Below are 19,414 nucleotides of genomic sequence, written 5' to 3'. Positions count from 1 at the left end.
GTTTGCCCAATAATGGCCTGATGTTTGCGGGTGCGTCCGAGGCCGATCTGTTCGAGAGCTCCAGGGGTCGGCTGGAGGCGATCGCCTACCGCCTGCTCGGCTCGGCCGCCGATGCCCAGGACGCCGTGCAGGACACCTATCTTCGGTGGTCGAGCGCCGAGCGCGACTATGTAGAGTCGCCCGAAGCGTGGCTGACCAAGGTGCTCACCAACATTTGTCTCAACCAGCTCACCTCGGCTCGTGCCCGGCGCGAGACCTATGTGGGGCAGTGGCTACCTGAGCCCGTGTTCACCGGTGACCCGATGCTGGGCCCGGCCGACACCGTCGAGCAGCGTGAATCGGTGTCGATGGCGATGCTCACGGTAATGGAGCGGCTTTCGGCGAACGAACGTGTGGTGTACGTGTTGCGGGAGGCCTTCGGCTACCAGCACAGCGAGATCGCCGAGATACTCGAGATCACCGAGGCCAATTGCCAGCAGATCTTTCGCCGGGCCAAACAGCACATGGCCACCGGCCGAACCCGCATCGAGGTCGATCAAGCCGCCGCCACCAAAATCGTCGAAGGCTTCCTCGACGCGGCCATCAACGGTGATACCGAGACCCTGATCAGCCTGTTGACCGAGAACGTCATCAGCATCGGCGACGGCGGCGCCTTCGTGTCGACGCTGTCGCGGCCGCTGGTCGGCGCCGACCGGGTCGCCCGGTTCCTGCGGCTGCTCGTCAGACCGACCGAGAAAAAGCGCACGAACCTGGGCGGTGCGCCCGTCATGTTCGCCGCGGTGGTCAACGGGATGCCCGCGGTGGTGATCACGGTCAACGGCCGGGTCGTCGGCCTGCTGTGCCTGGAGGTGACCACCGACGGTATCGCGGCCTTCCACGGGCAGGTCAACCCCGGCAAACTCGTGCGAGCCAACCAGTGGTGGGCCGATATCGAACACGGGAACCCCCTCGTCGAATCCTGGTGACTCACGTCACAGCCATCTCCTGTCAGCATTCGCGGTGCTGCTCGGTTCTGGATACGAACCACTCAGACAGGAGCGAGACCATGAAGCACCGCATCGTCGTCCTCGGCGCCGGATACGCCGGAGCCACCGCCGCCGGACGCCTCGCCAAGCGGCTGCACCGCGACGACGTCGAGATCATCGTGGTCAACGCCGACCCCGAGTTCGTCGAGCGAGTGCGCCTGCACCAGCTCGCGGCCGGCCAGGACCTGCCCGCACGCCGGCTCGACCAGATCTTCGCCAACTCCGGCGTGCAGGTCAGGATCGCATGGGTGACCGCCGTCGATACCGACAGCCAGATCGTCACCGTCACCGACGACAACGGAGCCCAGACCCTCGGCTACGACACCCTCGTCTACGCCCTGGGCAGCACCATCGCCGACTACGGTGTGCCCGGTGTCGCCGAATACGCCCACAACGTCGCGGGAAAGCCGGCGGCGCTGCGGCTACGAGCACGGTTGAACGAGCTCGGCGAGGGCGCGCAGGTGCTCATCGCCGGCGCGGGCCTGACCGGCATCGAGGTCGCCGCCGAGATAGCCGAAGCTCGACCCGATCTCGACGTCGCCATCGCCGCGCGCGGCGGTGTCGGTGACTGGCTCGACGAGAAGGCCCGGCGCTACCTGCTGGGCGCGTTCGACCGGCTGGGCATCACCATTCACGAGGGCACCGACATCGCCCGAGTGGACGCCCACGGCGTGACCACCGCCGCCGGTGCGTTCATCCCCGCCGAGATGACGGTGTGGACGGCCGGTTTCACCGCACACCCACTCGCCCAGGCCACAACCCTGGAACTGTCGGACACGGGACGCATCGTCGTGGACGCGACCCAGCGTTCGGTCTCGCACCCCAACGTCTACGCCATCGGCGACGCCGCACACGCGATCGGCGTCGGCGGCAAAGCGCTGCGGATGGGTTGCGCCGTCGCGTCGCCGATGGCATGGCTCGGCGCCGACGCGATCGCCGCGCGTTTGACCGGACGCGCGGTTCCCGACGCCCCGATCGGCTACCAGAGTCAGTTCATCAGCCTGGGCCGTCGTGACGGTATCCGTCAGGTCGTGACGCCGGAGGATCAGCCCACCGAGAAGGTCGTCACCGGACGCAAGGGCGCTCGGTTCAAGGAACTGATCTGCTCGATCGCCGCCTGGTGCGTCGTGCACCCGACCATGCTCAAGCCCAGTCGCCGACGCCACCTCGTGCCGGCCGCTGCCGCCGAGAACACGGCGCCGGGCTCCTGACACACACGATCTCGCGACAAGCGGATCGGCCCACACCTCCCAACGAGTTCCGCTGTGCGCCTTAGCCGTTCAGCGGCAACTGACAGCGCCGGCCAGGTCACCGCTGTCGGCGATCCACTGCTCACCGGTTCTCCAGCGGTGATCGACAGAAAGAAACCATCCATGAACATCGCCCGCATCACCCACGGGTTCGTCGACGTCGACGGGGTCCGCGTCTTCTACCGCGACACCGGCCCCCAGGACGGCATCCCCGTGCTGTTGCTGCACGGTTTCCCGAGCGCCTCACACCAGTACCGACGCCTCATGGACACCCTCGGATCCCGGTATCGCCTGGTCGCCCCGGACTATCCCGGGTTCGGGCACACCGAAGCCCCGGCCGATTTCGTGTACTCCTTCGACCGTCTCGCCGATGTGGTCGAAGGTTTCCTCGCCGCACTCGAGGTGGACCGATTCGTGCTCTACACCTTCGACTTCGGCGGCCCGATCGGATTGCGCCTGGCCACCCGCAACCCGGCGGCGATCGCCGGGCTGATCGTGCAGAACGCCAACGTCTACGACGAGGGCCTGTCCGATATGGCCCGGGCAACGATCGCCGCGCCCGCCGACGCGCTCGGTGACCTGTTCACCCTGCCGGTCACCCGTGGCCAGTACGAAGGCGGCACCACCCGACCCGAGCTGATCGCGCCCGACGGATGGACCCTGGACCAGCACTTCCTCGACCTACCCGGCCGCAAGGACGCCCAGCTCGCCCTCGCGCTGGACTACCACACCAACCTCGCCCACTACGCCGAGTGGCAGAGCTGGCTGCGCGAACATCAGCCGCCGACGTTGATTTTGTGGGGCCGCAACGACGCCTTCTTCCCTGAGGCAGGCGCGCATGCCTACCTGCGTGACCTACCCGCCGCTCAGGTGCATCTCTTCGAGACCGGGCACTTCGCGCTCGAGGAGAACCTGCCCGAGATCGCCCCCCTCATCGACGTATTCGTCGGTGACCTGTTCGAGGACAAGCCCATGAAACTCGCCATCATCGGTGGCCGCGGAAACCTCGGCAGTGCCGTCGCCCGCGAAGCCGCGGCCCGCGGAATCCAGATCACCCTGCTCGACCGCGACACCATGGACGTGACCGATGTCGCCTCGATCACCCGCGCGGTCGCCGGACACGACGCAGTGGTCGCCGCGATCAAAGGCGCCGACCGGCTGGTCCCCCGCGGCGCCGAGGCACTGCTCGAGGCGCTCCCGCTGGCCGGGGTGCAACGATTGGTGTTCCTCGGCGGCGGTGGCAGCCTCGAGTACGCGCCCGGTCAGCGCTTCGTCGACGCTCCCGACTTCCCCGCCCAATACTTTGAGACCGCACGCGACCAGTCCGAGGCGCTGGACATCTTCCGGCGCTCCGGCTCGGCGGTCCGCTGGTCCTACGTCAGCCCGCCGCCGGTGCACCTGGTTCCCGGCGAGGCCACCGGAACCTACCGGGCGCAGGCACGCGACACGCCGATCGCCGATGCGAACGGTGAAAGCCGGATCAGCGTAGGCGATTACGCGAGCGCCATCGTCGACGCGCTCGAAGAAGGCTCGTTCATCGGCGAACGCTTCACCGTCTCCTACTGACCTCGGACCCAGAGCCTGCCCGCACCCGCGGGCAGGCTCGCCAGGAGCTCACCGTGACCACCAAGGTCCACCGGCCGGCCGTCCCCGGCCTCGCGCTGATCCTCGGGGCGTTGACCGCACTCGGTCCCCTGTCGATCGACCTCTACCTGCCCGCGTTACCAGACCTGAGCCGCGAGCTCGCCACCGCGGCGTCCTCGGTTCAGCTGACCCTGACCGCGTGTCTGATCGGCTTGGCTCTCGGCCAGGCGATCGCGGGTCCGTGCAGCGACCGTTTCGGACGACGCCGGCCCCTGCTCATCGGGGTGAGCAGCTACGCGCTCGCCGCACTGCTGTGCACGGTTGCGCCGAGCGTGGAATTGCTGATCGTCGCCAGGCTGATTCAGGGGCTCGCCGGCGGAGCGGCGATCGTGATCGCCCGCGCGATCGTGCGCGACCTCCATGAGGGGGCTCGCGCCGCGCGCCTTTTCAGCACGCTGATGCAGATCAGTGGAGTCGCACCGATTCTCGCGCCGCTGGCAGGCGGGCTGCTGCTGAAGGCGACCTCGTGGCGTGGGCTGTTCCTGGTGATGGCGGGATTGAGCGTCGTGCTGGTCGTCGCCGTCGTGCGATTGCCGGAAACGAATCCGGGTCGCGGCGATACTCCGATGCTCCGCACACTGCTGCGAGTGAGCGCGGCACCCACCTTCGCCGGCTACGCCCTGGTCGGCGGGTTGTCCTTCGCGGCGATGTTCGCCTACATCGCGGGTTCCCCGTTCGTCCTGTGCGAGATCTACGGGCTGTCACCTACCGCATTCAGCGTGGTTTTCGCAGTCAATGGGTTGGGCATTATCGTCGCCGGTCGGGTGGCGAACAGCATCCAGCGCTGGTCATCTCGCACTGTGCTGGCCTTCGGTGTGGTGATCTCGGTGGTCGGCGGCGTGCTCGCGGCCGTCGCGGTGTTCGCCAACGTTGGTCTGCCACTTCTGCTTTCCGGGTTCTTTCTGGTCGTCGCATCGATCGGTGTGATCATGCCGAACACCGTGTCGCTCGCGTTGTCCACCGTGCCGGCCGCGGCGGCGGGCAGCGCATCGGCCCTGCTGGGCTTGGCGCAGTTCGTCCTGGGCGGGATGATCGCGCCGATGGTCGGCATTGCCGGGCCGCATGACGCCAGGCCCCTGGTGTGCGCTCTGGTCATTCTTCCCTGCTGTGCGGCGCTGGTCCTCGCACGTTGGACCGGTGTCGGCGGCCGCGCGAGCGGGGCGAACACGGTCGCCGCAGCGCGTTGAGTGGTGAGCAACCCCTCATCGGTGTGCGTGACCGCGCGGCGAGTGTCCGCCTGCCGTAGCGGCATTCGTGACCTCGGGACGGTAGCGTCTGGGGCGATCATGACTGCCGACGACATCACTCCGACCGCTGCTGCGAATCCGCAGGAGCATATTGCCGCCGCGCTGCGTCGGGAGCGGGCGCGTGCCGGGCTCTCGCTGACCGAGGTGGCCAAGCGGGCGGGCATTGCGAAATCCACTCTGTCCCAACTGGAGTCGGGGGCGGGGAATCCCAGTGTGGAGACGCTGTGGGCGCTGTGTGTGGCGCTGGGGATTCAGTTCGCGCAGCTGTTCGAGCTGCCGCCGCGGCCGCGCGTGCAGGTGATCCGGGCCGATGAGGGGACGGTGGTCTTCTCCGAGCACGCGGATTACCGGTCGATTCTGCTGTCGGCCGCGCCGCCCAATGTGCGACGCGACTTCTACCGCATCACCGCCGAACCCGGCGAACCCCGGCGGTCCGAGCCGCACATGCCCGGCGTCATGGAGCATGTGGTGCTCGGTGCGGGCCGGGCTCTCGTCGGCCTGAGTGAGGCTCCCGAAGAGCTCGGCCCGGGTGACTACATCGCCTATCCCGGCGATCTGCCGCATCTGTTCCAGGCGCTGGAGCCGGGCACCTGGGCCACCATGGTGCTCGAATCCACCTAGACCGTCAGGCCGCGCCCTCGCCGAGGTACTGCAACCACATGGGATCCAGTTCGGAGCTGGCCGAGAGCAGCCGCCAGTGCGGACCCTTGGGGGATTCGAGCGGGTGATGCAGTTGCCAGCCGAGTTCGCTCAGCAGTTTGTCGGCCTTGCGGTGATTGCACGGGGCGCAGGAGGCGACGCAGTTCTCCCAGGAATGCGCGCCCCCGCGACTGCGCGGAATCACATGGTCGATGGTTTCGGCCTTGCCGCCGCAGTAGGCGCAGCGGAAACGATCACGGTGCATGAGGGCGGCACGGGTCATGGGCACGCGAGCGCGGTAGGGGACACGCACATAGGTGCGCAACCGGATGACCGAGGGCAGCGCCACCGAGGTGCCGGCGGAATGGACAACCGGGCCTTCGGGATTGTCGTGCACGGTATCGGCCTTGTCGCAGATCAGCAGCACGATGGCGCGACGCGCGGACAGGGCGGTGAGCGGCTCGTAGGTGGCGTTCAGCAGCAGAACGCGGCGTTTGGACCAGGTGGAGCCGGGAGCCGGCTCGGGCGGGCGATGCGCGTGATGGACGGAATCGTGATGACCATGATCGTGGTGCGCACCCGGATACGAATGGTCGGACAAGACATGCAGCGGAGTAGCCCCCGACCCACGATTGTGGACGTCGGCGGGCTGGAGTTGTCGATGCGTGCGCGCCTCGTGTTGCGCTGTCGGGTGACCGTGACGGCCGCCGTGCCGTTGCTTCATGCGCATACCCCGGTTTCAATTCGGTCCGATGGTGTGGTATCTCGGCAGACTGCCACCCAGTTGACCATGGAACGCGCCACTTTGCGAGGTGATTTCACACATTGTCGGGCACATTCTGTGCTCGATTTGCCCTCCGTTTCACTACGGGCTGGTTCGCGGCCCTGAAGTCCCGATTCTTCCCTCCTCCGCTCCTCCGCTCCTCCGCTTCGCTCCCCCGCTCCGTCAGTCCAGAATCGGGACGGCCGCGAACCCTTGGGCTCGTGTCTCGATGTTTTCGCTCGTGTGGGCACAATGGACACGTGACTTCGGGTGAGCAGCAGACTGCGACTTCCTTCTACGAGGCCGTCGGCGGGGCGGATACGTTCCAGCGGCTGGTGGCGGCGTTCTACCGCGAGGTGAAGGACGACGAGGTGCTGCGGCCGCTGTATCCGGAGGAGGATCTCGGTCCGGCGGAGCGGCGGCTGCGCATGTTCCTCGAGCAGTACTGGGGTGGGCCGCGCACGTACTCCGACGAGCGTGGGCATCCGCGGCTGCGTATGCGGCATCAGCCGTTCAAGGTCGGTCCGATCGAGCGCGATGCCTGGCTGCGCGCCATGCACATCGCGGTCGCGGAGATCGAGCCCGAGGTGCTCGACGACCAGCACCGCAAGCAGCTGCTCGACTACCTGGAGATGGCGGCGAATTCGCTCATGAACTCGCCCTTCTGAATTCGTTTCGCAGAAGTCGCAGGCCCCCACAGCGTTTCCGGTTCAAGTGAACGTCAGCTGATCATTTGCTGAATCTGGACAAGTGTCGCCGACGCGCCCGCACGAACCGGTCTGCTTTGGCACCATTACCGCTGTGACAGACGAGAAGGGCGCGCCGTGGTGGCGATCCGCCGTGTTCTACCAGGTCTATCCGCGCTCGTTCGCGGACTCCGACGGGGACGGCATCGGCGATCTGGGTGGGCTGCGCGACAAGCTCGGGTACCTGGAGCTGCTGGGGGTGGACGCGCTGTGGATCTGCCCGATCATGCGCTCGCCCATGGCCGATGGCGGATACGACGTCTCCGATCCGCGTGACATCGATCCGCTGTTCGGGTCGCTCGAGGCCATGGACGAGCTCATCGCCGAGGCGCACGACCGGCGCATGCGGGTCACAATGGATCTGGTGCCCAATCACAGCAGCGATCAGCATCCGTGGTTCCGGGCGGCGCTCGCGGCGGGGCCGGGTAGCCCGGAGCGGGAGCGGTATATCTTCCGGGACGGCCGCGGGCCCGATGGCGGTGCGCCGCCGAACAATTGGCCCAGCGTCTTCGGCGGGCCGGCGTGGACTCGGATCCGGGAGGCCGACGGTCGGCCGGGCCAGTGGTATCTGCATATCTTCGCGCCGGAGCAACCCGATCTGAACTGGGAGAACCCGGAGGTTGCCGAGGATTTCGAGCAGACCATGCGGTTCTGGCTGGATCGCGGCGTGGACGGCTTCCGCATCGATGTCGCGCACGGCATGGCCAAACCGGCCGGGCTGCCCGATATGGAGGTCGTCGACACCCGCATGCTCGTGCACGACGACAGTGACCCGCGCTTCAACAATCCCGGTGTGCACCGGATTCATCGGCGGCTGCGCAAGGTGCTGGACGAGTACCCGCACGCGGTGGCCATCGGCGAGGTGTGGGTCAACGACAACAATCGTTTCGGCGAGTACGTGCGGCCCGACGAACTACATCTGGCCTTCAACTTCCGGCTGGCCGAGACGCCGTTCCAGCCCGATGAGATCCGCGCGGCCGTCGAGAACTCGATCCAGGCCGTGGCGCTGGTGGCCGCCAGCCCCACCTGGACGCTGTCCAATCACGATATTGCCCGCGAGGTCACCCGCTACGGCGGCGGCGCGTTGGGACAGGCGCGGGCGCGGGCCATGATGATGCTGGAGATGGCGTTGCCCGGGGCCGTATTCGTCTACAACGGCGCCGAATTGGGGCTGCCGAACGTGGACGACCTGCCCGACGAGGCGCTGCGGGATCCGGCGTTCGCGCGATCCGGGGGCGTCGAGCGCGGCCGGGACGGTTGCCGGGTGCCGCTGCCGTGGGAGGGCGAGCGGCCACCGTTCGGATTCACCACCGGTGCGCCGTGGCTGCCCATGCCGCCGGAGTGGGCCAATGTGACGGTGGAGAAGCAGTTGGAGCGGCTGGATTCCATGCTGTCGCTGTATCGGATGGCCATCGAATTGCGGGCCGTGCGGCCGGAATTCGCTGGTCCGGGGCTGGAGTGGTACGGCTCGCCGCCCGGCTGCCTGGCCTTCCGGCGGGAGGGCGGGCTGCTGTGTGTGCTCAATGCGACCGACGCGCAGATCTCGCTGCCCGCGGGGGAGGTGTTGCTCGCGAGTGCGCCGATTAGTGCGAGGAAACTTCCGGCAAACTCAACGGCCTGGCTGATCTGAAGCGGTTTGTCACGACACGTGCACGTGCACGGTTACCGGTCGGCGTGGTCGATCCGACCATCGATTACCGTTGTGCCGTGAGCATTCTCCAGACAGTGCTGATCTACGTCGGCATCCCGCTTGCGATCTATCTGGTGATCGCCGGATTGTCGTTCCTCGGCAAGCCGCTTCCCGGCAAGAAGCCGGAACACTTCGAACTCGGTGCGCAGTGGACCGAGCCGCCGGTGCTGTGGAGCGCCATGGACGAGGTGACCGGTTCCGGGCACCACGACACCCATGAGGCATCGCATGGCAACCATGCAGCTATCGACTCCGCCGAGGCGGACCTGATCGGAGGCCGGGCAAGTGGCAAGTTCTAATTGGCCCGCGGTGAACGAAGCCGACCTACCGCACGGCTACGCCATCACCACCAGCGGACGCGTCTCCGGCGTGCACGAGGCCGGCGACTACTTCGCCGAGGTGCCGTTCACCGATCACGAGCGCCTGCTCATGGACAACGCGCTCACCGACGCCACCCGCGCCACCAAGGTGCGGTTCAACATCTTCATCGGCGACCTCGGCTCGGACTCCGCCCACGGCGCGGACGCCATCTTCCCGGGCACCCCGGAAGCCGCGCGTTCGGTGCTCATCGCCGTCGACCCCAATGCCAAGGCCGTCGAGGTCCGCTCCGGCCGCGATGTCGCCGAGCGCGCCAACGACCGGGTCTGCCAGCTCGGCGCCACCGCCGCGCTGAGCTCGTTCCGTCAGGGCGAACTCATCGACGGACTGGTCTCCGCCGTGCGCGTCATGGCCGCGGCCATCGGCCGGGTCTGAGTTCCCCCGGAACTCTCGGGAGGACTCTCAGGGGCGTTGCCCCCTGAAACCCCAAGGGAGGCTTGGGGGCCCAGCCCCCAAACCCCCAGCGGGACAGCGTACGCCCGCGTGGTCGCGGTTCGCCCAGAGCGTAAGGATGCGCGATTCCGGGGCGCTGACTTTAGGCTCGGTGTATGTCCGAGCAACCGCGACTTCGTTCGATTCCCGGCGGGCGTGATGAACAGTCCGCAGCGCGCCGGGCGGGTGAGCCGCAGCAGGCCGTGCGTGAGCCGCTGTGGCGGGAAGTGCTCGGGGAGCGCTTGCGGGCCATGCGGCTCGATCAGGGGGAGAAGCTCACCGAAACAGCCGGGCGGGCCGGGATTTCGCCGCAGTACCTGTCCGAGGTCGAGCGCGGGCGCAAAGAGCCTTCCAGCGAGATGATCGCGGCACTGGCCGGTGCGCTCGGGACCACACTGGGTGGACTCACCCAGCAGGTGGTCGAAGAGTTGCAGCGGCAGCGCCTGGCCGCGCTCTCGCGGCCTTCGGCTCGCGGCTACGCCTCCAGCCCGGTGCTCTTGGCCCTCGCGGCCTGACGCCCTGCTCGCACCGCGACGGCCTCGGCTACAGGTGATTTTCAGGTGGTATCCGGCCTGAGCCAACACTTTCGGCGCGAATTCTGTCGGAATGGCAGAAACCCCGCCGAAAGTGTGCGCTCAGGCCGGGTGCTCAGTCGGAGCGGGGGCCCAGGACTTGGTCGATGAGGCCGTAGTCGAGGGCTGCCTGGGTGGTGAAGACGCGGTCGCGGTCGGTGTCGCGGCGGAGGGTTTCCTGGGATTGGCCGGTGTGGCGGGACAGGATGCCCTCGATTTCGGCGCGCATGCGGACCAGTTCCTCGGCTTCCAGCAGCAGATCGGGGATGGTGCCCTGGCCTCGGGTTGCGGGCTGGTGCAGGACTATTCGGGCGTGCGGGAGCATGGCTCGGCGGCCCTTCGCGCCACCCGCCAGGAGCACCGCGCCCACCGCTATGGCCTGGCCTACGCAGGTGGTGGCCACGGGGGAGGAGATGTGCTGCATGGTGTCGTAGACGGCGAGCATGCCGGGCAGTTCGCCGCCCTCGCAGTTGATGTAGAGGTTGATTTCCTGGCCGGGACTGTCGGCGTCCAGGTGCAGCAGCTGGGCGATCAGGGCGTTGGCCACGCCGGAGTCGATGGGGGTGCCCAGGTAGACGATGCGCTCGCTGAGCAGATGCGAGTAGACGTCCATGATGCGTTCGCCGCGCGGGTTCTGGGCGATGACATTGGGGATGGTGTAGCTGCTCATGCTCTGTCCTTTCCGGCCTGATCGGGGCGCTGCGTGGTGACGCTGCGCTGCCTCCTCCGCGCCTGACCGCTCATGCCGACATTCCCATCTTGTGGCGCTGCGGGACGACCTGCCAGAACGAATCCACGATGCCGTCGATGAAGCCGTAGTCGCGGGCCTGGGCGGCGGTGAACCAGCGGTCGTGCAGGGAGTCCTCGTAGATCTGGTCGTAGGGCTGGCCGGTGTCCTCGGCGATGAGGCCGAGCACTGTCTGCACGGTGTGCCGCAGATCGTCGGCCTGAACCTCGACTTCGCCTGCGCTGCCACCGATTCCGGCCGAACCCTGATGCATGAGGACGCGGGCGTGCGGGAGCGCGAAGCGGCGGCCCTTCTGTCCGGCCGACAGCAGGAATTGTCCTGCGCTGCACGCCAATCCGAGGGCCAGGGTGGACACCTCGCACGGCACCAGCCGCATGACGTCGCGGATGGCGAGCATGGACGGCACCGAGCCGCCCGGCGAGTGGATCCACAGCGAGATGCCGGTCTCCGGATCCTCGGACGCCAGACTCAGGATCTGCGTCATGAGCAGAGTTCCGTTGTCGTCGTCCAGCGGACCGTCCAACACCAGAATCCGCCGCGCGAAAAGCTGTTCCCGGGTGCGCCAGTTGAACATCGGCGTCTTGTTGTCCTGTGCCATGCATCCACCGTGCCGCAGCCGCACCACGGATTTCGCCCCACGCTGCCCTGAGCGGATCTGCTCACAGCAGCGTGGATTCGGCGGTCCGCTGCGACACCCCGCCCCGGGGACGCCAGGTGGCGCTGAGGAGGGGTTACCGACGTCGTCGGCTCGAGGTGATCGCTCGTCATCCCGGCGCGCTTTTGGCCGGGATGACGGTGCAACTTCGTGACTCCGGCTTCAGTAGGTCCACCTGAGCCGGGCAAGTTCGAGGCGGGTCCGGAAATGCGCGCACCCCCTTCCGGCCGAGCGGAAGAGGGTGCGGCACTGCGGTTTACGACGGTCGGCTACTGCTGGTCGAAGGCGCGGGCGCGCAGGGAGCGTTCGATGCCCGCCTTGCCTTCCACCACCAGGCGGCGCAGGGCCGGCGGGTGGTCGTCGGAGAGGAACTTGTCGGCGACCGCGACCGCCTCGTCGGTGATGGCCCAGTGCGGGTAGAGGCCGACGACGACCGTCTGCGCGACCTCGCTGGAGCGGCGATCCCAGACGCCCGCCACCTCGGAGAAGTAGCGTTCGACGTAGGGGGACAGCAGTTCTGCCTGGCCCACCGGTGCGAAGCCGGTGACGATCGCGCGCGCGGTGATGTTGGGGACCGAGTCGTCGCCCATGGTGGTCGCCCACGCGACGTCCTTGACGGCGGCCTGCGGGCGGGCCGCACCGGCGGCGGCGGCCTGGCGGCGGCCGGCGGCGGTGGGGTCACGCTCCAATTCGCTGTCGATGAACGGGGTTTCGATGCCGTCGGCGTCGATCTCACCGGCGGCGGCCAGCGCCTGGACGAGCCGCCAGCGCAGGTCGGTGTCGACGGTGAGGCCCGCCAGTCCCACGGTCGACGGGTCGGCGTCGAGGAGCTGACGCAGCACCTCGGTGTGCGCGGCCGAGAGCCGGGCGCCGGTGAGCGCGTTGACGAAGGCCAGCTGGTAGTCGGAACCGGCCTCGGCGGCGCGCGCCAATTCCAGCAGCCGGTCGGCGAATTCGGGCCAGCCGTGCTGATCCGCCCACGCCGGATCCGCGTAGGCGGACAGCGCGGTGTGCGCCTGCATCAGAAGGCGCTGCACCACACCGATTTCCGTCTCCGCGCCGACGCCGCGCTGGACCAGGGCCACGAAGTCGCGAGCCTTCATCTCGGCCTGGCGGGTCATCTCCCACGCCGCCGACCAGCACAGTGTGCGGGGGAGCGGCTCGGCGATATCGGCGATCCGATCCACCACGGTGGCAAGGGATTCCGGGTCCAGGCGCAGCGAGCAGTAGGTGAGGTCGTCGTCGTTGACCAGCACCAGCTTGCCCGCGGCGACACCGACCAGCTCCGCCACCTCGGTGCGCTCGGCCGGGTTCACGTCCAGCTCGATGCGTTTGGTGCGCACCAGCTTTCCGTCCTGATCGTCGTAGATGCCGACGGCGATGCGGTGCACGCGCCGCTCACCCGCGCCGGGCTCCGCGCCGTCCTGCACGACGGTGAAGGAGGTGAACTTGCCGTCCGCCACCTGGAATTCGGGCCGCAGGATGTTCAGCCCGGTGGTCTTGAGCCACTGCGCACCCCAGTCGGACAGGTCGCGGCCGGAGGACTTCTCCAGCGCACCCACCAGATCGTCGAAGGTGGCATTGCCGTAGGCGTGTTCGGTGAAGTAGTCGCGCAGGCCAGCCAGGAACGGCTCCAGGCCGACGTAGGCCACCAGCTGCTTGAGCACGGAAGCGCCCTTGGCGTAGGTGATTCCGTCGAAGTTCACCTCGACGGCCGCCAGGTCCGGGATGTCGGCGGCAATGGGGTGGGTGGAGGGCAGCTGGTCCTGCCGGTACGCCCAGGACTTCTCCACGTTCGCGAAAGTGGTCCAGGCATTGGTGTATTCGGTCGCGCCGACCTGGCACAGCACCGAGGCGAAGGTGGCGAAGGATTCGTTGAGCCACAGGTCGTCCCACCACTTCATGGTGACCAGGTCGCCGAACCACATGTGCGCCATCTCGTGCAGTACGGTCTCGCAGCGGCGCTCGTAGGAGGCGCGAGTCACCTTGGAGCGGAACACGTAATCCTCGAGGAAGGTGACCGCGCCCGCGTTCTCCATGGCGCCCGCATTGAATTCGGGCACGAACAGCTGGTCGTACTTGCCGAAGGCGTACGGCACACCGAAATTGGTGTGGTAGAACTCGAAACCCTGCTTGGTTTCGGTGAAAAGCCGTTCGGCGTCCATGAATTCGGCCAGCGAGGCGCGGCAGTAGATGCCGAGCGGGATCTCCCCGTGCGAATCGGAGTAGGAGTCGGTCCATTTCGCGTACGGTCCGGCGATGAGCGCCACCAGGTAGGTGCTCATGCGCGGGGTGGTGGCGAAGGTGTGCTCGACCACGGTGCCGATCTTGCGGGTGCCGGTCGCCGCGCCGTTGGAGATGACCTCCCAGTCCTCGGGCGCGGTCACGATCATGTCGTAGGTGGCCTTGAGGTCCGGCTGGTCGAAGCAGGCGAACATCCGCTTGGCGTCGGCGGTTTCGAACTGCGAGTACAGGTAGACCTTGTTGTCGGTGGGGTCGACGAACCGGTGCAGGCCCTCGCCGGTGTGCGAGTATTCGCAGTCGGCCTCGACGACGAGGGTGTTGTGCTCGGCGAGTCCGGTGAGGGTGAGGCCCTCGGCTTCGTCGTAGTCGCTCACATCGATCGGCGTGCCGTTGAGCACCGCCGACCGCACGCCCGCGCCCACGATGTCGATGAAGGTTTCCGCGCCGGGCGTCGCCGTGAAGGTCACCGTCGACTTCGAATGGAAGTGCTCACTCCGCGCGGCCTCGGCACTGGTGGGCTGCCCTGTCAGATCCAATTCGACGCGGTAGTTCTCCACCTGGACCGTCGCGGCGCGTTGGATCGCCTGCTCGCGGGTGAGATTCGGTGCGGACAAGAGGGCTCCTTAGCTCTGGGAGAACTGTGTCGTGCGGTGACCAGAATGCCACGTTCACACCCTGTTCAGGGCCGGAGAGCGCCCTCGGTAGGGTGGTGGCTGCGAGAGTCGCGGGTAGACACAGGAGGCAGCCAGTTGAAGCACATCCACGCCGGTAAGGTGCGCGACCTGTACGAGGACGGCGATTCGCTGATCCTGGTCGCCTCCGATCGCGTGTCGGTGTACGACGTGGTGCTGCCCACCCCGATTCCGGACAAGGGCGCGATGCTCACCCAGCTGTCGAACTGGTGGTTCGAATTCTTCTCCGATGTGCCGAACCACATCATCTCCACCACCGATGTGCCCGCCGAGTTCGCCGGCCGCGGCGTGCGGGTGAAGCCGTTGCAGATGGTCAAGGTCGAGTGCATCGCGCGCGGCTACCTGACCGGCTCCGGCCTCAAGGAGTACCAGGCCACCGGCACCGTCTCCGGCATCGCGCTGCCGCCCGGCCTGCGGGACGGCGACAAGTTGCCCGAGCCCATCTTCACCCCCACCACCAAGGCCGACGAGGGCCACGACGAGCCCATCAGCTTCGCGGATGTGGTGAACCAGGAGGGCAAGGAGGTCGCCGAGCAGCTGCGCGACCTGACCCTGGGCGTGTATGCCCGCGGCGCCGAGCACGCCGCCGCGCGCGGTGTCATCATTGCCGACACGAAGATCGAACTCGGCTGGGACGGAGACGTTCTCACCCTCGGCGACGAGGTGCTGACCTCGGACTCCTCGCGCTTCTGGCCCGCCGACGACTATGAGCCCGGCCGCCCGCAGAAGTCCTTCGACAAGCAGTACGTGCGCGACTGGTCCACCTCCACCGGCTGGAACAAGGAGTACCCCGGCCCGGAGATCCCCGCCGAGGTCGTCGAGGTCACCCGCCAGAAGTACATGCAGGCCTACGAACTCATCACCGGCAAGTCCTGGGCATAGCCCCACAAGATCAACGGGACCTGATGGCGGCATCGGCCGAGTAGGCCACGCCACCAGGTCCCGCTCGATGTCCGGCTAGGCGGGGACGCGGTCGGCGGCGAGGAATTCCTCGACGAATGCGGCTGCCTTGCGGTCGAATTCGCGGTAGTGCTGCTCGCGCAGGTCACCGCTGATGGCGTCGCCGATGGACAGGTTGCCCGCGTCGTCCACGCGCTGGGGGCGCTCCTCGGCATCGGGGAGCAGGGCGACGCTCGAGTGCGCGAAGCCGCAGTAGTAGGCGATGCCCGCGCTGAGCTGGGCGTCGAGGGCCTCGGTCATGGCGGGAACGATCGCGTCGTCGGCGGTGGCGCCGGCCAGACCCAGCCACAGCATGCGTTTGCCGGCCAGGCGCGGCTTGCTGCGGCCGTAGGCGAATCCGTAGTTCCAGACGCGGTCGATCCAGCCCTTGAGGATGGCGGGAACGCTCATCCAGTACACCGGGAAGGCTGCGATCACAATGTCGGCGGCGAGGATGCGGCGCATGTGGTCCTGCGTTTCCGTGGAGTACGCCTTGTCGCGATTGCCCCAATCGGGCTGGTCCTCGGTGTTCATGCGCGGGTCGTAGCCCTCGGCATGCAGGTCGAGCAGGTCGACGCGGTAGCCGGCCGCCTCCAGTTGCGCCACGGTATTGCGGCCGATGTGCGCGGTCAGCGAATCGCCGCGGTGGTGGGCGACCACCACCAGCGCGACCGGGGCCGAGCTGTCGTTCTGCTGAGTTCCGTTGTGCTGCATGGGATTCCCCTCGATGATCGGGTTGCTCGAATCGATTGGCTCCAGTAGACCCGGGATCGTGTGGACGATCCATGGGAGAAAAGCTTCGATGGATAGGAGTTCGTCTACAGTGGTTCGCATGGATCCACTGAGTTCGCTCCTGAGCGGTATCCGCGCCGAAGGGTCGGTGGTCAGTCACGCCGTTCTCGCGGCCCCGTGGACCATCCGCTTCGCCGACCGCGCACCCTTGACCATGATCACCGTCCTGCACGGCGGCGGCACGCTGATCCTGCCGGGGCACAACAATATTCGGGTGAATCGCGGCGACACCGTCATCGTGCGCGGCCCCGAACCCTTCCACCTGGCCGATGAGGCCGATTCCCTGCACGGCCCGCACGAAGAGTTCGAAATCGCCTGCTTCACAACCGATGCCGAGTGCGAGGCGGAATCGCTCGGCGGAATCAGCTGGGGCAATGACTCGGACGGCGCGACCGCGCTCATCGTCGGTGCGTATCAGGCCACCGGCAACCGGCACGAACGACTGCTGCGCGTGCTCCCGCCCGCCATGGTCATCACCGAGGATCCGGATCAGTGCGCCTGGATGGAGTCGGTCGCGAACGAGGCGGCCGCTCAGATCGCCGGATCCCAGGCGCTGATGGACCGGCTGCTGGACTGGGCACTGGTCTGCACCCTGCGCACCTGGTTCGACCGTGCGGGCGCCGATGCCCCGAGCTGGTTCCGCGGTCTCGGGGATCCGGTGGTGGCCCCGGCCCTCGAAGCCATCCACAATCAGCCGTCCGCCGGATGGACGGTCGCCTCGCTGGCCGCGCAGGCGGGCGTCTCCCGCGCCCTGTTCGCCAAGCGCTTCGCCGCGCTGATGGGCCAGCCGCCGCTCACCTACCTCACCGAGTTCCGCATGGACGAGGCCCAGGAACTGTTGAGCGGCACCGACTTCACCGTCGCGCAGATAGCCAGATCTGTGGGCTATGCCGACCCGTTCGGGTTCAGCGCCGCCTTCAAACGGCACAAAGGGCTGAGCCCCAGCGCTTTTCGCGCCGCAGCGTGAGCTGTTCCGGTAGGCCGTGCCGCGTCGAACTCATCCCCGGCGCAGACGAGCAGCGCGAAGCATGAGGTAGTCGCGCTCGGGGACGCTGGTGGTGCGCCGCGCCGCAGCGGTGTAGGCGGTGACGGCCTCCGCTGTGTCGCCTGCCATCTCGTGTAGGTGACCGCGCACGGCATCGAGTCGATGTGTGCCCGTGAGGGTTTTGTCGAGCTGCTCGGTGACCTTCAACCCCGCACGCGGACCGTCGACCATGGCAACGGCCACCGCACGGTTCAGCGTGACTATCGGATTGGGTTGCAGCGTTTCGAGTCTGGTGTACAACTGCAGGATTCGATCCCACTGCGTGTCCTCGGGCCGCAGCGCCTGCGCATGCAACGCGGCAATCGCGGCCTGAATCTGATACGGCCCACTGAGCCCGCTGGACAGTGTCGTGGTGACGAGCCGCACCCCCTCGGTGATGGCCACGTGGTCCCACAGCCGCCGGTCCTGTTCGGCCAGCGGGATCAATTCACCGCGCGATCCGATGCGCGCGGCCCGGCGAGAGTCGTTGAGCAGCAACAGTGCCAGCAGTGCGGTGACTTCCGGCTCATCGGGCAGTAGGCCGTGCAGCGCGCGGGCCAGCCGGATTGCCTCCGCCGACAGATCTGCCCGGCGCAACCGAGCACCCGAGGTGGTGTGGCCTTCGGTGAAAATCAGGTACAGCACATGTAATACCGCCGCGACGCGCTCCCGCCATTCACCCACATAGCCGTGCTCCGCTGCCTCTCCCGGAGTGGCGAACGGCCGGTCGACAGCGGCAAGGCGCTTCTTCGCGCGCGTAATACGCTGCGCCATAGTCGATTCCGGTAGAAGGAACGCGCGCGCGATCTCCTCGGTGGTGAGCCCGCCGACCGCGCGCAGGGTCAGCGCAATGGCACTCGCCGACGACAGCGCCGGATGGCAGCAGAGAAAGAAGAGCGTGAGGGTGTCATCCCGATCATCCGCGCCGCCCCCGGGTACGCCGTATCCGCTGACGCTCGAGCCGTAATCGGCCCTCGACGTGCTGCTGGCGCCGCCTCCTACCCGGCCGCTGTCCGCCGCCGCACCACGCCCTGTTTCGGCTCCGGCTTCGCCATGTCCGGCTGCGGCTTCGCCGTATATCGCTCCGCCGTCGTGGTGGGCCGCCTGGGCGCCGCTGTCCGGGACCCCGGTGGCGCTGTATCCCGGACCGCCCTCGCGGAATGCGTTGGCGCTCTCACGATTTCGCCGCGCCGCTTCGGAGCGGACGATGTCGATGTAGCGGCGTTTGGCGACTTCGATCAGCCAGGCGCGGGGGTTGTCCGGTTGCCCTTCCTCGGGCCACTGGAGCGCGGCGGCGAGGAGGGCCTCCTGGACGGCGTCCTCGGCGGTGTCGAAATCGCCGTAGCGGCGGACCAGAACGCCGAGGACCTGCGGCGCGAGGTCGCGCAGCAGGTCCTCCGTGTCGGCCGGGATTCGCGGTCGAGGGGCGGCGGCGGCCGTCCTCGAGGTCGATTCGCTCACCCGGACAGTGTCACTGATCCGGGGTGGGGGCGCTCATGATCTGACGGACCTCGATGTGTTCGCCGATCGGCTTGCCGCCGGGGCCGGGGGCGGCGGAGGCTTTGGCGGCGATTTCGACGGCGCGTTCGGGGGAGTCGACGTCGATGATCCAGTAGCCGGCGAGGAGTTCCTTGGTTTCCGGAAAGGGGCCGTCGGTGACCACCGGGGCGGAGCGGCCGTCGGAGGTGACGATGCGGGCCTCGTCGGGCCCGGCCAGGCCCTGAGCGTCGACGAGTTCGCCGGATTTGGCGAGCTCCTCGCCGAGCAGCCGCTGGAAATCGATGTGCGCCATGATGTCCTCCGGCGCCCACTGGTCGATCGGGGTGTCGCAGTAGGCGGCGGCGGAGTAGGTCTTGATCAGCATGTACTTCACGGTGTGCTCCTTCGGAGGGGTAGCGCCCCAGCGGCGCTCTCACCTACAGGTCGGAGCGGCG

At 67.7% G+C, this 19,414-nt stretch carries 19 protein-coding genes; 12 read left to right on the top strand and 7 right to left on the bottom strand.

Translation table 11 applies throughout. From position 1 onward, the window contains the following. Positions 1–20 precede the first annotated feature (20 nt). The 5 genes from sigJ to H0264_RS35040 all read left to right on the top strand — a co-directional run bounded on the left by sigJ (position 21) and on the right by H0264_RS35040 (position 5,787). A complete protein-coding gene (sigJ, locus tag H0264_RS35060) occupies positions 21–965 on the top strand; it encodes an RNA polymerase sigma factor SigJ (RefSeq protein ID WP_181581497.1) in 945 nt (314 codons plus the stop codon). Positions 966–1,045: 80 nt separating this feature from the next. Then, on the top strand, positions 1,046–2,236 hold the full coding sequence (locus tag H0264_RS35055) for an NAD(P)/FAD-dependent oxidoreductase (protein ID WP_181581496.1): 1,191 nt from the start codon (positions 1,046–1,048) through the stop codon (positions 2,234–2,236). A gap of 162 nt (positions 2,237–2,398) precedes the next feature. Next, positions 2,399–3,841, top strand: a complete 1,443-nt coding sequence (locus tag H0264_RS35050; protein ID WP_181581495.1) for an alpha/beta fold hydrolase — start codon at positions 2,399–2,401, stop codon at positions 3,839–3,841. A 53-nt stretch (positions 3,842–3,894) separates the two neighbouring features. Then, positions 3,895–5,106: a multidrug effflux MFS transporter gene (locus H0264_RS35045; RefSeq protein WP_220139905.1), complete on the top strand. Its 1,212-nt coding sequence runs from the start codon at positions 3,895–3,897 to the stop codon at positions 5,104–5,106. A gap of 99 nt (positions 5,107–5,205) precedes the next feature. Then, a complete protein-coding gene (locus tag H0264_RS35040) occupies positions 5,206–5,787 on the top strand; it encodes a helix-turn-helix domain-containing protein (protein ID WP_181581494.1) in 582 nt (193 codons plus the stop codon). A gap of 4 nt (positions 5,788–5,791) precedes the next feature. Here the strand turns inward: H0264_RS35040 and H0264_RS35035 are convergent, their stop codons facing one another. Continuing rightward, on the bottom strand, positions 5,792–6,289 hold the full coding sequence (locus H0264_RS35035) for an HNH endonuclease (RefSeq protein WP_476703700.1): 498 nt from the start codon (positions 6,287–6,289) through the stop codon (positions 5,792–5,794). Between the two features lie 539 nt (positions 6,290–6,828). On the opposite strand from H0264_RS35035, the gene H0264_RS35030 reads away from it, so the two are divergent. The 5 genes from H0264_RS35030 (at position 6,829) to H0264_RS35010 (ending at position 10,329) form a co-directional block, all read left to right on the top strand. Then, positions 6,829–7,236, top strand: coding sequence for a globin (locus H0264_RS35030; RefSeq protein ID WP_181581492.1), 408 nt, complete (start codon positions 6,829–6,831; stop codon positions 7,234–7,236). Positions 7,237–7,369: 133 nt separating this feature from the next. Continuing rightward, positions 7,370–8,944, top strand: a complete 1,575-nt coding sequence (locus H0264_RS35025; protein ID WP_231084387.1) for a glycoside hydrolase family 13 protein — start codon at positions 7,370–7,372, stop codon at positions 8,942–8,944. Between the two features lie 77 nt (positions 8,945–9,021). After that, on the top strand, positions 9,022–9,303 hold the full coding sequence (gene ctaJ, locus H0264_RS35020; protein WP_181586071.1) for an aa3-type cytochrome oxidase subunit CtaJ: 282 nt from the start codon (positions 9,022–9,024) through the stop codon (positions 9,301–9,303). After that, entirely contained in the window at positions 9,290–9,757 is a 468-nt protein-coding gene (locus tag H0264_RS35015; RefSeq protein ID WP_231084388.1) for a DUF5130 domain-containing protein, read from the top strand. The genes ctaJ and H0264_RS35015 overlap by 14 nt, the downstream gene beginning before the upstream one ends. Before the next feature lie 173 nt (positions 9,758–9,930). Beyond that, positions 9,931–10,329 carry a helix-turn-helix domain-containing protein gene (locus tag H0264_RS35010; RefSeq protein WP_181581491.1) on the top strand — a complete coding sequence of 133 codons (399 nt, stop codon included), beginning with the start codon at positions 9,931–9,933 and terminating at the stop codon, positions 10,327–10,329. A gap of 133 nt (positions 10,330–10,462) precedes the next feature. Here H0264_RS35010 and H0264_RS35005 read toward each other — a convergent pair whose 3' ends face one another. The 3 genes from H0264_RS35005 to pepN all read right to left on the bottom strand — a co-directional run bounded on the left by H0264_RS35005 (position 10,463) and on the right by pepN (position 14,647). After that, the gene (locus tag H0264_RS35005; protein ID WP_181581490.1) at positions 10,463–11,056 is read right to left on the bottom strand and encodes a ClpP family protease; all 594 of its coding nucleotides are present in this window, start codon (positions 11,054–11,056) and stop codon (positions 10,463–10,465) included. 70 nt (positions 11,057–11,126) lie between these two features. Then, a complete protein-coding gene (locus H0264_RS35000; protein ID WP_181581489.1) occupies positions 11,127–11,732 on the bottom strand; it encodes a ClpP family protease in 606 nt (201 codons plus the stop codon). 326 nt (positions 11,733–12,058) lie between these two features. After that, positions 12,059–14,647, bottom strand: coding sequence for an aminopeptidase N (gene pepN, locus H0264_RS34995; RefSeq protein ID WP_181581488.1), 2,589 nt, complete (start codon positions 14,645–14,647; stop codon positions 12,059–12,061). A gap of 135 nt (positions 14,648–14,782) precedes the next feature. Between pepN and H0264_RS34990 the strand changes: the two genes are divergently transcribed. Continuing rightward, positions 14,783–15,607 (top strand): phosphoribosylaminoimidazolesuccinocarboxamide synthase, encoded by an 825-nt coding sequence (locus tag H0264_RS34990; protein ID WP_231084389.1) that lies wholly within the window; start codon positions 14,783–14,785, stop codon positions 15,605–15,607. Between the two features lie 75 nt (positions 15,608–15,682). Here H0264_RS34990 and H0264_RS34985 read toward each other — a convergent pair whose 3' ends face one another. Further along, positions 15,683–16,378: an NAD(P)H oxidoreductase gene (locus H0264_RS34985; RefSeq protein WP_181581486.1), complete on the bottom strand. Its 696-nt coding sequence runs from the start codon at positions 16,376–16,378 to the stop codon at positions 15,683–15,685. A 118-nt stretch (positions 16,379–16,496) separates the two neighbouring features. Here H0264_RS34985 and H0264_RS34980 point away from each other — a divergent pair, with 118 nt between their 5' ends. After that, a complete protein-coding gene (locus tag H0264_RS34980; RefSeq protein ID WP_220139904.1) occupies positions 16,497–17,423 on the top strand; it encodes an AraC family transcriptional regulator in 927 nt (308 codons plus the stop codon). A 30-nt stretch (positions 17,424–17,453) separates the two neighbouring features. On the opposite strand, the gene H0264_RS34975 is transcribed toward H0264_RS34980, so the two are convergent. After that, positions 17,454–18,941, bottom strand: coding sequence for an RNA polymerase sigma factor (locus tag H0264_RS34975; protein ID WP_244976041.1), 1,488 nt, complete (start codon positions 18,939–18,941; stop codon positions 17,454–17,456). A 10-nt stretch (positions 18,942–18,951) separates the two neighbouring features. Further along, on the bottom strand, positions 18,952–19,353 hold the full coding sequence (locus H0264_RS34965; protein ID WP_181581484.1) for a YciI family protein: 402 nt from the start codon (positions 19,351–19,353) through the stop codon (positions 18,952–18,954). Positions 19,354–19,414: the final 61 nt, after the last annotated feature.

Source organism: Nocardia huaxiensis (genome assembly GCF_013744875.1).
Lineage (GTDB): Bacteria > Actinomycetota > Actinomycetes > Mycobacteriales > Mycobacteriaceae > Nocardia > Nocardia huaxiensis.
Note: the sequence above shows the minus strand (reverse complement) of the source record. Positions and strands in the feature narration are given on the sequence as shown.

Bases quoted from the DNA above. Each gene is read 5' to 3' on its own strand.
- sigJ (WP_181581497.1), top strand. From the start codon at position 21: ATGTTTGCGGGTGCGTCCGAGGCCGATCTGTTCGAGAGCTCCAGGGGT.
- H0264_RS35055 (WP_181581496.1), top strand. From the start codon at position 1,046: ATGAAGCACCGCATCGTCGTCCTCGGCGCCGGATACGCCGGAGCCACC.
- H0264_RS35050 (WP_181581495.1), top strand. From the start codon at position 2,399: ATGAACATCGCCCGCATCACCCACGGGTTCGTCGACGTCGACGGGGTC.
- H0264_RS35040 (WP_181581494.1), top strand. From the start codon at position 5,206: ATGACTGCCGACGACATCACTCCGACCGCTGCTGCGAATCCGCAGGAG.
- H0264_RS35010 (WP_181581491.1), top strand. From the start codon at position 9,931: ATGTCCGAGCAACCGCGACTTCGTTCGATTCCCGGCGGGCGTGATGAA.
- H0264_RS35005 (WP_181581490.1), bottom strand. From the start codon at position 11,056: ATGAGCAGCTACACCATCCCCAATGTCATCGCCCAGAACCCGCGCGGC.
- H0264_RS35000 (WP_181581489.1), bottom strand. From the start codon at position 11,732: ATGGCACAGGACAACAAGACGCCGATGTTCAACTGGCGCACCCGGGAA.
- H0264_RS34985 (WP_181581486.1), bottom strand. From the start codon at position 16,378: ATGCAGCACAACGGAACTCAGCAGAACGACAGCTCGGCCCCGGTCGCG.
- H0264_RS34980 (WP_220139904.1), top strand. From the start codon at position 16,497: ATGGATCCACTGAGTTCGCTCCTGAGCGGTATCCGCGCCGAAGGGTCG.